Source organism: Pseudoalteromonas sp. SWXJ133 (assembly GCF_015864365.1).
GTDB classification, from domain to species: domain Bacteria; phylum Pseudomonadota; class Gammaproteobacteria; order Enterobacterales; family Alteromonadaceae; genus Pseudoalteromonas; species Pseudoalteromonas arctica.
In genome coordinates this window covers 55,099-71,592 of sequence record NZ_JADYXJ010000009.1, presented here as the reverse complement: position 1 = coordinate 71,592, position 16,494 = coordinate 55,099, and the positions used below count along the sequence as shown (strand labels likewise).

Annotated in this window: 15 protein-coding genes; 3 read left to right on the top strand and 12 right to left on the bottom strand. The window is 36.7% G+C overall.

All coding sequences use genetic code 11. From position 1 onward, the window contains the following. Positions 1–34: 34 nt before the first annotated feature. On the top strand, positions 35–1,261 hold the full coding sequence (locus I6F40_RS09070) for a SufS family cysteine desulfurase (RefSeq protein WP_197192789.1): 1,227 nt from the start codon (positions 35–37) through the stop codon (positions 1,259–1,261). 33 nt (positions 1,262–1,294) lie between these two features. Beyond that, the gene (locus I6F40_RS09065) at positions 1,295–1,711 is read left to right on the top strand and encodes a SufE family protein (protein WP_007586879.1); all 417 of its coding nucleotides are present in this window, start codon (positions 1,295–1,297) and stop codon (positions 1,709–1,711) included. 6 nt (positions 1,712–1,717) lie between these two features. On the opposite strand, the gene tcdA is transcribed toward I6F40_RS09065, so the two are convergent. Genes tcdA through I6F40_RS09030 form a run of 7 tightly spaced genes read right to left on the bottom strand, consistent with a single transcriptional unit; the run spans position 1,718 to position 9,179 of the window. Further along, on the bottom strand, positions 1,718–2,515 hold the full coding sequence (gene tcdA, locus I6F40_RS09060) for a tRNA cyclic N6-threonylcarbamoyladenosine(37) synthase TcdA (protein ID WP_166376844.1): 798 nt from the start codon (positions 2,513–2,515) through the stop codon (positions 1,718–1,720). Next, complete coding sequence (locus tag I6F40_RS09055; RefSeq protein WP_166376843.1) at positions 2,516–3,196, bottom strand: TIGR01621 family pseudouridine synthase; 681 nt, start codon at positions 3,194–3,196, stop codon at positions 2,516–2,518. It lies immediately after the preceding gene. Further along, on the bottom strand, positions 3,193–3,954 hold the full coding sequence (gene kdsB / locus I6F40_RS09050; protein ID WP_166376842.1) for a 3-deoxy-manno-octulosonate cytidylyltransferase: 762 nt from the start codon (positions 3,952–3,954) through the stop codon (positions 3,193–3,195). The genes I6F40_RS09055 and kdsB overlap by 4 nt, the downstream gene beginning before the upstream one ends. Continuing rightward, a complete protein-coding gene (locus I6F40_RS09045) occupies positions 3,942–4,139 on the bottom strand; it encodes a Trm112 family protein (protein WP_002961789.1) in 198 nt (65 codons plus the stop codon). Before I6F40_RS09045 ends, kdsB begins: the two co-directional genes overlap by 13 nt. Next, a complete protein-coding gene (gene lpxK / locus I6F40_RS09040; RefSeq protein WP_166376841.1) occupies positions 4,129–5,109 on the bottom strand; it encodes a tetraacyldisaccharide 4'-kinase in 981 nt (326 codons plus the stop codon). Before lpxK ends, I6F40_RS09045 begins: the two co-directional genes overlap by 11 nt. Next, entirely contained in the window at positions 5,106–6,851 is a 1,746-nt protein-coding gene (gene msbA / locus I6F40_RS09035) for a lipid A export permease/ATP-binding protein MsbA (RefSeq protein ID WP_197192788.1), read from the bottom strand. The genes lpxK and msbA overlap by 4 nt, the downstream gene beginning before the upstream one ends. A 60-nt stretch (positions 6,852–6,911) precedes the next feature. Continuing rightward, entirely contained in the window at positions 6,912–9,179 is a 2,268-nt protein-coding gene (locus tag I6F40_RS09030) for a DNA internalization-related competence protein ComEC/Rec2 (RefSeq protein WP_197192787.1), read from the bottom strand. On the opposite strand from I6F40_RS09030, the gene I6F40_RS09025 reads away from it, so the two are divergent. After that, on the top strand, positions 9,159–9,665 hold the full coding sequence (locus I6F40_RS09025; RefSeq protein WP_010552663.1) for a DUF2062 domain-containing protein: 507 nt from the start codon (positions 9,159–9,161) through the stop codon (positions 9,663–9,665). The two genes, I6F40_RS09030 and I6F40_RS09025, sit on opposite strands and share 21 nt — an antisense overlap. Positions 9,666–9,784: 119 nt before the next feature. On the opposite strand, the gene I6F40_RS09020 is transcribed toward I6F40_RS09025, so the two are convergent. The 5 genes from I6F40_RS09020 to I6F40_RS09000 form a co-directional block, all read right to left on the bottom strand. Beyond that, entirely contained in the window at positions 9,785–11,530 is a 1,746-nt protein-coding gene (locus I6F40_RS09020) for a DUF3466 family protein (RefSeq protein WP_197192786.1), read from the bottom strand. An 11-nt stretch (positions 11,531–11,541) separates the two neighbouring features. Next, positions 11,542–13,455: an ATP-binding cassette ATPase Uup gene (gene uup, locus I6F40_RS09015; protein ID WP_010552661.1), complete on the bottom strand. Its 1,914-nt coding sequence runs from the start codon at positions 13,453–13,455 to the stop codon at positions 11,542–11,544. Between the two features lie 15 nt (positions 13,456–13,470). Next, the gene (locus I6F40_RS09010; RefSeq protein ID WP_007586898.1) at positions 13,471–13,710 is read right to left on the bottom strand and encodes a glutaredoxin family protein; all 240 of its coding nucleotides are present in this window, start codon (positions 13,708–13,710) and stop codon (positions 13,471–13,473) included. Then, entirely contained in the window at positions 13,703–15,820 is a 2,118-nt protein-coding gene (rlmKL, locus tag I6F40_RS09005) for a bifunctional 23S rRNA (guanine(2069)-N(7))-methyltransferase RlmK/23S rRNA (guanine(2445)-N(2))-methyltransferase RlmL (RefSeq protein WP_007586899.1), read from the bottom strand. Before rlmKL ends, I6F40_RS09010 begins: the two co-directional genes overlap by 8 nt. 91 nt (positions 15,821–15,911) lie before the next feature. After that, positions 15,912–16,442, bottom strand: coding sequence for a cell division protein ZapC (locus tag I6F40_RS09000; protein WP_197192785.1), 531 nt, complete (start codon positions 16,440–16,442; stop codon positions 15,912–15,914). Between the last annotated feature and the right edge of the window lie 52 nt (positions 16,443–16,494).

Here is a 16,494-nt window from a genome sequence, read left to right as displayed (position 1 = left end):
AATTCCTGCCTTAAAAACACTATGTAGATGAGCCATGCTTGCTTTAAAGTTTGATATAAATAAAATTAGAAACGACTTCCCAACATTAAATCAAACAATAAACGGCTGCCCGCTTGTTTATTTAGACTCAGCAGCAACCTCACAAAAGCCTCAATCAGTTATAGATACAATTACTGAATTCTATACGTTTCAAAACGCTAATGTACACCGTGGACGCCATACACTTAGCGAGCAAGCAACTTATTCATATGAACAAGTACGGGATAAAACTGCAGAGTATTTCAATGTATTTAGTAAAGAGATTGTATGGACTAAAGGCGCTACAGAAGCCATTAACTTGGTTGCTAACGGATTAAAAAAGCGCTTAAATGAAAGTCATACCATAATGATATCTCCGCTTGAGCATCATGCAAACATAGTGCCTTGGCAAATAGTGAGTCAACAAACGGGTGCTAAATTAATAGCGCTTCCACTAAATAAAAATGGCACGCTGAACACCAAAGAATGCTGTGAATTTATAAAAGAAACAAAACCTGCCCTATTAGCTATTACACAAGCATCTAACACACTGGGTAATATAACCGATTTAAAACCACTAATTAGAGCTGCAAAAGACGTCAATTCTCTTGTTTTAGTCGATGGTGCACAAGGTGCACTGCATTTAAAACCCGATTTACGTGAATTAAACTGTGACTTTTATGTCTGCTCAAGCCATAAAATGCTCGGACCAACAGGATTAGGTGTGCTTTATGGTCGATATGAGCAATTAAATACCCTTGAGATTTACCAATCAGGTGGTGAAATGATCGATAAAGTGTACTTAACTCACAGTACTTATCGTCCTGCGCCTGCAAAATTTGAAACTGGAACACCAAATATCTCTGGAGTTTTAGGCTTTGGTGCCGCATTAGACTATTTAAATGAATTAGATCACGCAAAAATTCAGCAATATGAGCAAAAATTGTTTAGTTATGCAGCTCAAAAATTGGTAAAGGTTAATGGTATTACAATATATAGCAACCTATCTGACAATATTGGTACACTCTGTTTCAACTTAAATGATGAACATCCTTATGATTTGGCAACTTTACTTGACGGGTACGGGGTTGCAGTAAGGAGTGGACACCATTGTACACAGCCATTAATGACACATTTAGGGCTTAATGGAACGCTAAGAGCGAGCTTTTGTTTTTATAATACCTATGAAGATGTAGATATATTCATTGATTCACTTAAAAAATGTATCGCTTTACTGGACTAAACGTCACTTTAATAGAATTAATTAGGATAACTCATGACAAATACGTTTAACAAAGTCACAGAATCTATAAAAAATGCGCCCGCTTGGCAGCAAAAATATCGTGAGATAATGCTTTTAGGAAAAACTTTACCTGTTTTAGCTGATGTTTTGAAGACTGATGATGCACTTGTACCAGGCTGTGAAAGCAAAGTATGGATGTTTGTTGAATTTGATTTAACAGAAAATACACTTGTTGTAATTGGTGACTCAGATACACGTATAGTAAAAGGATTATTAGCCATTATTTTAGCGCTTTACAATGGCCTCACACCAGAGCAAGTAGTGAATAAAAATGCGTATGAAGAATTTGAAAAGCTCGGCCTTATAAGCCACTTAAGCGCATCACGTGGTAATGGTATTAAAGCCATGGTTGATAAAATACAAACAATGGCACAACAAAAGCTTAGTTAGCAAAAACTAAGCTTGCGAGCGTTGTTTTTTATCTAGATATTTACGCACCGCTTTTGCCGCAACAAAAAAGCCGAAGCTTCCTGTGATCATAGTCACAGATCCAAAACCATTATTACAATCCATATTCATCGAGCCATCAGCGCTTTGCTTTGCATGACATACGCTGCCATCGCTTCCCGGGTAAACCAGTTGCTCTGTTGAGTAAACACAATCAATATTAAACTTACGTTTAGGATTATTACTAAAATTATACTGCTTACGCAAAATATAACGTACTTTTGCAAGTAATGGGTCTTGCGTAGTTTTAGCTACATCACCAAAGGTTATTTGGCTAGGATCTGTTTGTCCGCCAGCACCACCGGTAGTAATTATAGGAAGTTTATTACGTTTGCAATGCGCTATTAATGCTGCCTTTTCTTTAACTGCATCAATACAATCAATCACATAATCAAAATCTTGAATATGCACTTGGATATTTTCAAGTGTAATAAAATCATCAATCACATTAATTTGGCACTCTGGATTAATAAGCTCGCAGCGCGCTTTCATTGCCTCGACTTTAGCTTGACCAATAGTTCCCGTTAACGCATGAATCTGCCTATTGACGTTAGTGGCGCAAATATCATCCAAATCAATCAATGTTATTTTACCAACACCAGTACGTGCAAGTGCTTCAGCCGCCCAGCTTCCTACACCACCAATACCTACTACACAAAAGTGTGCTTCTTGAAGCCAATCAAATTGTTGATGACCATACAAACGCTTAATTCCGCCAAAACGTATATCTGTAACTTTTTCGCTCATTTACCAATCCAGTTGCCATGGCGATTGCCATGCTTGAAAATCTTGATGTTTAATTAACGCCAAATACTCATCACCATTATCGGGTAATAAAGTTAGCTGTATTTGTTCACCTTGCCATACAAAACTCAAGGCATATGCATGTAAATAGGTACGATTTGATGGCGTGCCTGAATACATTGCATCGCCTAAAATAGCAGAGCCAATACTTTTTAGTGCCACTCTTAATTGATGCGTCTTTCCTGAATAAGGCTTTAAAATATACCCTCTAAATCCCGGTTTATAACTCAGAGAATAGAATCGGGTGATTGCAGGGTTAAGCTTACTCGTTAGTAACTTAAACGAGCCACGGCGAGACTTAGCCATATCGCCTTTTATCCACCCTTGCTTCTTTTTAGGTTTAGCATCACTAATCGCTAAATAAAATTTATTAATCGCATGCTCAGTGAACATAACAGTAAAGCTGGCCGCAGCGGCCTTGTTTCGCGCTAAAATAATCAGCCCTGATGTCACTTTATCTAAACGATGAACGGCATAAAGCTTTTGCGATAATTGTTGTTCGGCTAACACAACAAAGCCGGGGCCATCTTCTGAATGAAAATTAAGACCCGCTGGCTTTTCTAAAATATAAAAATCGTTATGTGTAAAAATGATTTTTAATATTTTACTTACTTGTTCACTCACGCGCCTGTACTTTTAATATGCGCTATCACCTTCGCTAAGTCATCTGCCGTATCAACTCCAGCATGGGGTGTTATTTGAGCTTGCTCTATTTTGATTTTATAACCATGATACAACACACGTAACTGCTCAAGCGATTCGATTAGCTCAAGTGGCGATATGCTCAATTCTATATATTGTTTAATAAAACCCGCTCTGTACGCATAAATACCTACATGGCGCTGGAACGGTTCTAAATTAAGAGCACTGTTGTTATTCATCATTGTGCTTCTATCAAACGGAATACTTGCACGAGAAAAATACAGCGCATTTTTATTTATATCGCTAACCACTTTAACGGCATTAGGATTAAATACTTCATCACGCTCTTCAATAGCAACACTTAACGTTGCCATTGGTGCTGTTGAATCACTTAATAATGCAGCAACTTGAGATACATTTTCTGGCGCAAGTAAGGGCTCATCGCCTTGCACGTTAACCACAATTGTATTGCTGTCGAGATTAAGTAAATCAACCACTTCAGCTAAACGCTCAGTACCCGATTGGTGATCTTCGCGAGTCATTACAACATCACTAGTAAATAAACTTACCGCATCAAACACTTTTTGATGATCAGTTGCTATAACAACTTTGCTAGCCCCTGATAAACATGCTTTTTCGTAAACATGTTGAACCATTGGCTTACCGCAAATATCAGCAAGCGGTTTACCCGGTAGTCGGGTTGATGCAAAACGTGCAGGTATTACAACTACGAATTCCACTTTTCAACCTCTTCTAGAGATAGTTCACGTGCTTCGTTTTCAAGCAATACTGGAATATCATCTTGAACGGGGTAAGCAAGCTTAGCTGCAGTGCTAATTAGTTCGTTGTTTTCTCTATCAAAGCGTAATTTACCCTTACAAACTGGGCAGGCAATTATCTCGAGTAATTTTGTATCAAAGGCCATTGAGTATTCCTTTTTCTTTTAATAATGAATTTAATGTGTTTATTACGCTATCGGAAGGCTCTGCATCTACAGGTAAATAATACCAATTAGGTTTTGCAAAGGACTTACATTTAACCGCGTCTTTTTCGGTCATTATAATGCAATCATCACCAAACTGAATAAAATCATCTGCAGTATAAGCATAATGATCTCTAAAGTGATGAGTCGATAATAACTTAATATTTTGTGCTTCTAATGAGTTTTCAAACCGTTTAGGGTTCCCAATTGCACTTATTGCATGTGCGTGAGTTACCGTATGTTTTGCATCATCACCTGAATTAACTAAACGAAGGTTACTTACTTGCAGCACGTAGCTATTATTAGCCTCACCGCCATTTTCAATTACTATATCAACACTTTGTAAGCGTTTAGTTGTTTCACGAAGTGGCCCTGCGGGCATAACAAAACCATTACCAAAACGACGTTCACTATCAACAATACAACACTCAATGCTACGAGGCATTTTATAATGCTGCATCCCATCATCAGAAATAATGACATCTAGCGTATAATTTTTTTCTAATAAATCGATATTGTGTTGTCTATTAGGGCCAACTGCTATTGGGCATTTTAAACGATGGTATAAAAGCACAGGCTCATCTCCAGCCTTTTGGGAGTCAACAACTGAAGTGACTAACAGCGGGTAATTATCTGATTGCCCACCATAACCTCTACTAATAATACCCACTGATAAACCTTGCTCGGTCAAATACTCATACAACCACAAAACAAAAGGTGTTTTACCATTGCCGCCTACGCTTATATTGCCGACTACAATAACAGGCGTTTTGCACTCAAAAGGTTTAAGTATTTTAGCGCTGTACAAGAGTTTTCGAAATGCCGATACAACCCAAAACAAAGCACTTAATGGTAATAACAATAAAGTAATTAGACCAAATGGTTTATACCAGCTTTGCTCTATTTTGCTCACGCCTGATCACCAAACTGCATTTTGCAAAGTGCTGAATAAGTACCGTCATTTGCTAATAAGCTACTATGATCGCCACTTTCTATCACCCGACCGTTATCAATAACATAAATTCGGTCACTGTTTTCAATAGTAGATAAGCGATGTGCTATAACAATAGAGGTTTTATCTTTCATCAGCGTTTCTAACGCTTGCTGAATAAGCTTTTCAGATTCGGTATCAAGTGCTGATGTCGCCTCATCTAAAATCAAAATAGGTGCATCTTTTAATATTGCACGCGCTATTGCTATTCGCTGGCGTTGACCACCTGAGAGCATTACCCCATTTTCGCCTACCATGGTGTTTAATTGCTCTGGCAGGTCTTTAACAAATTCCCACACGTGCGCTTGTTTGGCAACTTGTTCTAACTCTTCAACAGACACATCGTGCTTTATGCCATAACAAATATTGTTGGCAATCGTATCGTTAAATAACACGACTTGCTGGGACACTAAAGCAAATTGGCGACGCAGATCAGTTAATTTATAGTCCTGCAGTGCTATGCCATCAAGTAATATTTCACTCGGTAGTTCTAAATCATAATAGCGGGGTAACAAGTTAGAAATTGTGGACTTACCTGAGCCTGAGCGCCCAACTAAAGCAATACTTTCACCCGCCTCAATCGTTAGCGACAAATCGTTTAATACGGCTTCATCTTTCGTTGGGTACTTAAAGGTTACGTTCTTAACTTCAATTAAACCTTTAACTTTATCAACCGAAACAGTGCCTGTATCTTTTTCCATTTCTTCGTCTAAAACTAAAAATATACTTTGCGCTGCAGAGATACCACGTTGCATATCACTATTCACATTGGCAAGTTGTTTCAGCGGACGCAGTAACATCATCATTGAGGCAATTAATGCCATGAAGTCACCAGATGTAATCGTATCAATCATTGATGGCAACGACACCGCCCACAAAATAACTGCCATGGCACTTGCCGCTAAAATTTGAATTATAGACACACTAAGCGCTTTAGTTGCGTCCATTTTGATACGTTGCTGACGATTATGATTATTAATTTTCGAGAAGTGATTAACCTCTTGATCTTGACCACCAAAACCATGAATAACTTTATGTCCGCTCAGCATTTGTTCTGAGCTACGGGTAACTTGCCCCATGGCAGATTGAATGTTTTTAGAAATGTGGCGAAAACGTTTAGAGACGACGGCGACAATAATAGCAACAAGTGGGATGATCACTAAAAATATCAGTGATAGTTGCCAACTGGTATAGAACATTACCGCAAGTAAAAATACAACAAATGCCCCTTCACGTACGACTATTAGCAAGGCTTTAGTAATCGCTTGTTGAACTTGTTCTGTATCAAATGTGATTTTTGAAATTAAATCTCCCGTTGAGTTTTTGTCATGAAAAGAAACGGGTAAGTGCAATATGTGCTCAAATAACTCTTGGCGTAAAGAACGTACAACTTGGGAGCCTACATAACTTAAGCAGTAAGAAGACATAAAGTTAAAAACACCACGCCCTAGAACTAACGCGATAACGACAAAAGGTGCGTACTTTAAAACTTCTGTATTACGCTGGTTCAAACCTTGATCAATAAACGGCTTCATTAATTGAATAAATAAAGCATCCATTGCTGAATAGCCTATCATCCCAATAATTGCGACAAATGCGACGCTTTTGTAAGTGCCAACATACGAGACAAGACGTTTATAAATTTGTGTAGTACTTTGATCCATAACACTCTCTAAATACAGTAACAATCTGTATTGTATCCTCCGATGAGATAAAACTAAACGTCAATCTTTGATAAACCAGTAACTTTCCTGCCCTCTTGCTGTTTCTATAGCCAAATTCTTTGCATAAAATTTAATACTAATTTGCCCTTCAACGCCTGTCGTAAATTGCTGAGCGTTTATTTGGTTATAACGTTCGACGACAAGAGGCTTGGGGAATTCCCACTGCCCTTTATAGGCACTTGAATGAATAACTACTTGGGGAGCAACGTTATTTATAAAATTAACACTTGAGGATGTATCGCTGCCATGATGCGGGCTTAACATTACTGTACTTTTCAACGATTTATTATCCGCTAATAGCGATGCTTCACGCGCCTTTGATATATCACCGGTAAATAACACGCTATGAGTATTACTCGATATTCTAACAACGCATGAATCATCATTTTCATTTCCAAACCCTTTTGTACTAAAGCTTTGTACTTTTAATCCAGCAAAATCAATGTTTATGACTTCACATACATTATGTGTATTTTTAGGATGAAATTGTTGTAATGTTTCACCAAAGCCAGCATCTATGAAATGCTGTAATCCCCCAGCGTGATCATTATCTTCATGACTTAGAATCGCCGTTTTCACTGTTAAATTATTTGCTTTAATATAAGGCAATAAAATACTTCGCGTACGGCTAAAGCGATTGAAATAACTGGGGCCAAAATCATAAATAAGCACTTGTTTATCTTTTTCAATTAATGCCATAAGCCCATGCCCTACATCAAATACATGTAGTTGCCACTTAGACTTTTCTGTTAGCAAATAATTTAATAAAAGCGTTATTGCTGGAATATAAGCGAGCCATTTATAAGGAAGAAAATAAACCATCAACATAATAATATAAGTAAAAACGACAAATATTGAGTCAATTCTCCCAGTTGTTATCCACCTTAACGATTCTGGTATTTCATTAAGCAATTTAAATAGCGCATATATGCCAGTATCAAACAGGTTTATTAAAATACTTATATCTAAGAAAATACTCAGTAATGTAAAAACAATTAAAAAAGGTAAGATAATGATTGAAAGCAGCGGTATAGCAATTAAGTTTATTATCAAACCTGCAATACTTACCCCATTAAAAAAATAGAGTGAAAGTGGCAATAAACCAATAAATAACGCTATTTGAATAACAAACAGTGAAATAACTTTGTTTTTTATGCGAGTGTTTAATATTGGTAATTTATTAATAACTGTAAAAATGATAGCAACCGCTAAAAATGAAAAGTAGAGACCTGGATTGAGTAAATTAAATGGGTTAACAATAAGAACAATAACCAAGGCAAATAAAATGCTCCGCCAACGCAGCGGCTGCTTAGCAAGAAAATACAATAATAAATAACAACCCAGCATGATAAGCGCTCGCGTTGCCGATACTAAAAAGCCACTTAAGTACACATAAACCAAGGCTACTAAAAATCCACATGAACTGTAATAAAGAGTCAGGTTGAATGATTGCAAAATCGAAGAATTAATTTTTGCAAAAATGAATCGAGTAAATAGATAACCGAAGCTAAAAATCAAACCTATATGTAACCCCGATATAGCAAGTAAATGACTTAGCCCAAGAGATTGCATTAATTGTTTGTCAGCGTAGCTCATCAAAGATTTTTCACCGCTAAGCAATGCATAATAGAGCCACTGTAATTTTGTATCCGTATAAGTGTTTTTAAGGAAGTGTTGATAATCTAAAATTATGCTTCGTTTGTCGCTATTTATAATATTAAGATTTTTATTAAGCACTTTACCTTTAAATAATATTCTATTTATAAAAGCATAACGTTCATTATCAAATACATTAAAATTTTTATTACTACGAAAATGTTTTAAATGAATTAAAGCAGAAAATTCATCACCTACTATTAAAGGCTGTGTAGAATTAACACTGAGCATTGCTTTGGGTGCTCTAAAATCCGAAAAATCACTCCCTTCTAATGCCACTATTTTAACTTTAATATATTGAGGTTTTTTGTCAGAAATAACCTCTTCAACAATTAATGTAGAATCAAGTGCATACTTTTCATCCGGTTTTGGTATTTCAAAACTATAAAAAACGTAAAAATGCAGACCAACGAAGCAAATTGCACAAATAAAGCCTAACAATACATTTAAAAACGGCTTAAAATAAGCGCTCACTATAACAATGAAAATTGTGAATACTGTAAATTCGAGAGTTTGATAATAAAATACGGTTGCTATACAGCCAATTACAAACCCAAGACTTATCCACACTGATGTAAATGGTTGCTTTAAATGGCTAAAAAAACGATCCAAAGATTTTTACCTGATCCAAATAAAATTAGACATCATAAATCACTAAGAATATTTGGACGCCTTTTACAAGATGCAAATCTTTGGCATTTAAATAGACGTTCTGCTCGAGGTGCATTTGCAGTCGGGTTATTTTTTGCTTTCATCCCTGTTCCTTTTCAAATGGTTTTAGCAGCAGCCGGTGCTATATTATTTAGAGTTAATTTACCTATCTCAGTTGCATTAGTATGGCTTACAAACCCTCTAACTATGCCACCTATTTTTTATGGCTCATACTTAGTGGGTACATTAATACTTAATCAGCCTGAGCAACACTTTGTATTTGAAGCTAGTTGGTCTTGGTTTCTAGAGAGCATAGAAACTATTGGTCCTGCATTTTTACTAGGTTCGTTAGTATGTGCTTCTATTGCATCAATTATCGGCTATTTTAGTATTGATATTATTTGGCGCCGTTCTGTTAAAAAAGCATGGTTATCGCGAAATAATTAGTAGCCTTAAAGCTAAATAATAACTATAAGATTCATGGCAATCCTAATCTTATAAAATATTATAGACGAAAAAAAACCAACTTTATTAAGTTGGTTTTTTATAATCAATATTAGTAAACTTTAAAAGCGAAATATACGTCTTAAGCCAACTAATGGTAATAGCAATAATGTATACCAAGGAAAGCTAGCAGAGTTACGTTCATAAACCTCTGCTTCTGGTGGAGCACAGTTTTCTACTTCACCATTTGCAATTGGCGTTAATTTAACTGCAATAGCAATACTCTCGTATTCAATTTCACCATTGATATCAGTTACAACACCGCCTAAAGAATCAAGTTTTTCAACTGTCTTAGTCGCAGTACCAAATATTTCATTATTTTCATTGATAGCTGTTGCTTCAACCATAGAATAAGCGTAATCAGTTTCGCCATCGGTATCATAACAAGGCAGTAAATCGTTTAGATTAGTGATTTTATCTTCACCAATTTTGTAAATAAAGGCTTCTTTAAGTCGTGAGCTATCAGATACACCCACTTCACCTTCGCCTACAATATACCCTTGATTATTTATATCGTTACCATAAGAACTTGAGCTTGAGAAATAATCAGTTGGGAAAACTGTATTACCTGTTTCGATGTCATGATAGAAGAATTTATTACGAAGAGTGCCTTCAATACGCTTGGTCGCATAACCTGTAATTACATCATTATCATTAATAGCAATTGATTTACCAGCCTGCCAATCATCTTCTTGATCAATAAAATCAGTAACTGCACCGTCTTTAAAATAAACTGGCATTGTAATAATCGTATCGTCATTTTTGTAATAACGCGTATTTGATGAACCAACTACAGTGCCTATTGCATTAATAGCTAAAGCTGTACTTGTAAATGCATCATCTTCCGTTTCACCTTCATCAGGTGTAAGTGCCATACCAAGCTCTTCAACAGAAATAACATTCAGTGATTCGTCAAGTTCCCATTTAACAGCACGCTTATTAAATAAGCCTCGTGAAATATTAGAATTTAATAAATTGATACACACTGATGTTGGTTCGTCTTCATTATCACAGTTATCATCAATATTATCTTGTCTGTCATCAGGAATACTTGTAGAGATATTACCTACAACAGTGTAACCACTATTTGTTTTGACTATATCGTTAGCGCGGCTTGTGCCACCGTATTCATTAAACTCTGGTTCTAATGGAACTTTGATCATGCCATCAGCGCTTATTACAATCCCACGCTCTATAAACTCATGTGTGAACCACGTTTCTGCTTCATCTTCACCATCAGGTGTAAAAGATACTTTGTCATAAGGTGCACCGCCCCAACCAACAGTAACGCCGTCTTCACTTACAGCATTAAAAAGGTTAATAGTTGAACGCGTTAAGCCATCATAATCAACAGATGCAACATCAAATAACGGTTGCTCTGTTACTTGTGTGTCATTGTACTTTATGCCAACTAATGAGCTTAATTTTTGATATTCAAAATTTGTAGAAATTGAAGATAAAAAACTAACCATGAAAGTATGTGCATCAGAATTAGTAAGTACTGCATCATTATTTTCAATGTCATCAAGTGTAAAGGTAATCTCTTTATCACTTAAATCAAATGCAGCTTCTGTATTATCGTAGCTATTTTCAATAATATTTTCAGTAAAATCTATATAGCTGATATCAATAGGTAAATTGTATAAACCATTTGCGAAACCAATAATATGCCCGCTTTCGCTTACATCTGTTACATAAGAATATTTAGCGTCTTCAAGAGTCCCTAATTCACTTAACTGGTACGTAGCACTTGTTGCTGAAGTGCTTAATGTCGCTAAAATACTGGCAGCGAGTAATTTATATTTCATTTTAGTCCTTACTACTGATTCTGTAATTCTTCAAGTTCTTCCCAGCGCTCAAGCGCAGCTTCAAGGTCAGACTCAAGTTGTGCCAAATGGTTCAATGCTTTAGTTGTTACATCACTCTCTTGTTTAAAAAAGTCTGAGTCACTAACTACAGCTTGTTGAGCTTCAATTTCAGCTTCTAGTTTTTCCATTTTATTCGGTAGTTGCTCTAATTCAAGTTTTAATTTGTAAGAGAGTTTATTTGTTTTAGCTGCAGGTTTAGCAACTGGAGCGACTACTTTTTCAACTTTTTTTACTGGTTGCTGCTGCGTTTTTTTTTCTTGTTCAGCTAAATAGTTAACGTAAGCCTCATAGTCGCTATAGCCACCTACAATATCTGTAACTTTACCGTTACCTTCAAACGCCCATACACTTGAACATGTATTATCAATAAATTCACGGTCATGGCTTACAATCAGCACTGTACCTTGGTATTGATTAATGATGTCCTCTAGTAACTCTAACGTTTCAATGTCCAAGTCATTCGTTGGCTCATCGAGAACAAGTATATTAGATGGTTTTAAAAACAGTTTAGCTAATAGCAGTCTATTTTTTTCACCACCAGAGAGTGCTTTAACAGGGGTTCGAGCGCGTGCTGGCGGGAATAAAAAGTCTTGTAAATAACCTAAAACATGACGTGAGCGGCCGCCCATCATCACTTCTTGTTTACCTTCGGCAACGTTATCTTGAACTGTTGCTTCTTCATCAAGCTTTTCACGATATTGGTCAAAGTAAGCAAATTCTAAATTAACACCTTGCTTAGTTATGCCGCTATCTGGTTCTAAATCACCAAACATTAGCTTTAATAGTGTTGTTTTACCAATACCATTTGGGCCTACTAGACCGATTCTGTCACCGCGCATTACCAGTGTAGAAAAATCATCAGCAATAACTTTGTCTTTAAATGCATGACAAAGATGTTGAGCTTCAAATACTAACTTACCAGAGCGATCTGCTGTTTCAATATTGAAATCAGTTTTACCAACTTGGTCAACACGTTGCTTACGCTCTGTACGAAGCTGTTTTAACTCTCTAACACGTCCTTCGTTACGCGTTCTACGCGCTTTAACACCTTGGCGGATCCATGTTTCTTCTTCGGCTAAACGCTTATCGAACAATGCATTTTGGCTTTCTTCTACTTTTAAATCATGGGCTTTTTGCTCTAAGTACGTAGCGTAATCACCAGGGTACGAAATAAGCTTACCACGGTCTAAATCTAAAATACGCGTAGCAACAGCGCGAATAAACGCACGGTCATGCGATATAAATACGATTCCGCCCTTAAACTCTTTTAAAAATTGCTCAAGCCACATGACGCTTGCCATGTCTAAATGGTTTGTTGGCTCATCAAGTAATAATAAATCAGGCTCACTAACAAGTGCACGTGCAAGTGCTACTTTACGTAACCAACCACCAGAAAGAGACTCAAGTTTAGCTTCTGGCGTTAATTCTAATTGTGTTAGCACTAATTGAATTCGGCTATCAAAGCGCCAGCCATCAGCCGCTTCTAATTGATTTGATAAACGTTCAAGCTTGTTTAATAACTTATCAGTACACACTGTTTGCAACTCATTACTTACATGATGAAAATCAATTAGTAAGTTTGCAATCTCAGGCATACCTTGCGCAACGTAATCAAATACAGTGCCATTTGCGCCTTTTGGTGGATCTTGTTCTAAACGAGAGATTCTAATCCCGCCTAGCTGATTTATTTCACCATCATCTAATACAACTTCGCCATCAAGCACTTTTAATAGAGTTGACTTACCCGCGCCATTTCGACCAACAACACATACTCTTTCGCCACTTTCTATAACGGCATCTGCTTTGTTAAGCAAAGCATGCGTACCAAAAGCAAGTTGTGCTTTTAAAATTCTAATTAAATCCATAGTTCTTATTTGCTCTTATTCTGCTTGTGCTAAAAATTCGCGCACAGTGTGTAAAGTAAAAGGCCAAAATAATTGCTCGCCTTTTTCACTTTTTAATACAGGAATCGTAATTTGATACTCAGCTATAAGCTGCTCATCAGTCATAATATCGATTAGTAATAACTCACTCGTATTACTAAGTACCTCAGTGATAAGTTGCTCAGCTTGCTCGCACAAGTGGCAACCATCAGTGTGGTATAAAACCCATTTAGCCATGTGTGATTAACCAGCTATTATGGATTTTTTTATTACGTTTAAAGTCTGGTGATAACGTTTTATCTGAAATATTAATGGCTTTTAAACCTAAACCAATCAGACCAACTTCATCTATCACAAAGCCACGTTTGTTATTAGAGAAAATTAAGGTACCTGATGGGCTTAAAATCTTTTTAACCCACGTTAATAATTTAATGTGATCGCTCTGTACATCAAACGCGTCTTTCATACGTTTTGAGTTTGAAAACGTTGGAGGATCTAAAAATATCAAATCATATTGTGCTGTCGCGTGCTCTAACCATTTTAAACAATCAGCTTGTTCAAAACGGTATCGTGTATTACTAATACCATTTAAATCAAAGTTATCTTGGCCCCATTTTAAGTAGGTCTTTGATAAATCGACTGTAGTAATGGCTTTAGCACCACCAAGAGCAGCATGTACAGAAGCTGTACCTGTGTATGCAAAAAGGTTTAAGAAACGTTTATCTTTAGCATTTTCTTGAATATAACGGCGCATTAAGCGATGATCTAAAAACAAGCCTGTGTCTAAGTAGTCAAATAAATTAACTTTGAACTTAGCACCAAACTCTTCAACAACCATAGTACGGTTTTGTTTAGACATAGCGGTGTATTGATCTTCGCCCTTCTGCTTTTTACGTACTTTTACAGCAATGTTTTCAGGTGAAATCTCAAGCTGTTGAGCCGTTAAACTTATTACGTCTTGCAGGCGTTTTTCTGATGTTTTTTCATCAATTTCTTTAGGCGCTGCATATTCAAAAATTACAGCAGAGTCGCCATAAATATCTACAGCAACATTGTATTCAGGGATATCCGCTTCATAGACGCGATAAGCATCTATTTTATTTTGTTTAAGCCAGTTTTTTAAGCCTTGCTTATTTTTTTTCAATCTATTTGCAAATGACGTTGAGCCTTCAAAATTGAGTGCTTTTTTGTCATCTGTGGTCAAACTTACTTGCTTATCATCTAATTGATATAAGTTAAGTTCTACATCAAGCGGGCCATTTTTAAATTTATAACGCTTAAGGCGCACAAGTTTTAAAAGTTTAAATAAGCTCTCGTCCATACCCAATAAGGCAAGTTTCCAGTGATTGAAGTGCTTTTTAAAGCCAACGCCTAAATTACGGTGTAAATCAACAAGCTCAGCCATAGAGCCAATACGCTCACCATAAGGTAAGTTTGAAATTACAACACCCGGTAATTTTGCAACAGCTGTAAGTTTAGTTGCATCACTTTGCTTAAACTTAATCACGTCGTCAAGCTCGGCTCGTTTAGCATTATCAATTGCTTTACTTAATACTTGCTCATCGTAATCGTGGCCAATTAACCACAATTTAGGATCAGTAATATTAGCGAGTAACTCTTCTTTAAGCTCTTTAAACTTAGCGGCTCTAAAACTGGGTAAACGCTCAAAAGCAAAACCTTCACGGAATAATCCTGGCGCTTCGTTTCGCGCCATACCGGCAGCTTCTATCAAAATAGTACCCGCACCACAACATGGATCGAATAAAGGCTGTTTTACATTTTCAAGCCAGCCACTTCGCTTAATTAATGCAGCAGCTAAGTGCTCTTTAATTGGCGCTTTACCTTGGCCTTGGCGGTAACCACGTTCTGACAAACGAGGACCTGAATAGTCAATATACATCGATACGCCGTAACGATTTAATCGTGCAACTACGCGCACGTTAGCATCTTGCTTATCAACGTTAGGACGTTGCTCGTATAAATCATTAAAATAGTCAACAATCGCATCTTTGATTACAAGACCCGAAAATTGCGTGTTTTTTAATGAGTCATTGGTACCGTTGAAGTCGACAGCGAATGTTTGCGTAGGCCCAAACCATTCTTGCCAAGGTTGCGAGCGCGCAAAATTATACAGGCTATTTTTGTCATCTACGCCTTCTTTTTCTTCAATAAGCATAAGCACACGCGTTGCAAAACGAGTTGATAAACAAACCTTTTGCGCAAGTAATGAGTCAGCCTCAAAACGAACAGAACCAACAGTTTGCTTAGACACGGTTGCGCCAAGCTCTGTTAGTTCATCAACCAATAAATTTTCGATTCCGATAGAAGTAAGTGCGATAAATTGCAAAGTAATAACCCTTAATAGCTAATTGCGCAGGATTATAACATAGGTTGGGCGACAAACACGCCATAAAGACACGCTTAAGACTTAAATTTGGTTAGGCGGTTTGACTTTTATATTGCTGATTTAGGATAGGGTGTACTCGATTATTCAAAATACGGATTACTTCAAATTGCGCTAAAGATAAGTTTTCGTCTAATTTAAAGGTTTCACTTAAATTCAAACAAATAGATGCATCAGGACAATGCTCTACAATTAAAAAATCACCTGACTGCGCTTTAGATGTTAATTTTACTATTGCCTCTACGCTTGGCTCTGTCCCGGTGTATTCTTCAAAAAACCAACTTTTTGCTAAAACGGGTTTTAAGTGATACTTAACAGCAGTTGCATTTAATGATATTTGACAAATTTGAGCCGCAGACCACAATTCAAATCCATCCAGATAATTATAAACCTGTTCGTAAAATGCAGCATCTTCGAGACTAAAACGTGGATTTTTAAAAACAGAATCGGTGAGCTGTCTTAATTTATAAGGCGTGCATAATTGCATGTCGTCATTTAAATCAAGTAACAAACGATTTTTATCAGGACAAGTAATCCACTGCCATTGCTTTGATGCTTGTAACATTTACTCCTCCTTGGGTATGTTGAATAATTATTGCTCAGAGTATAACCGCTTT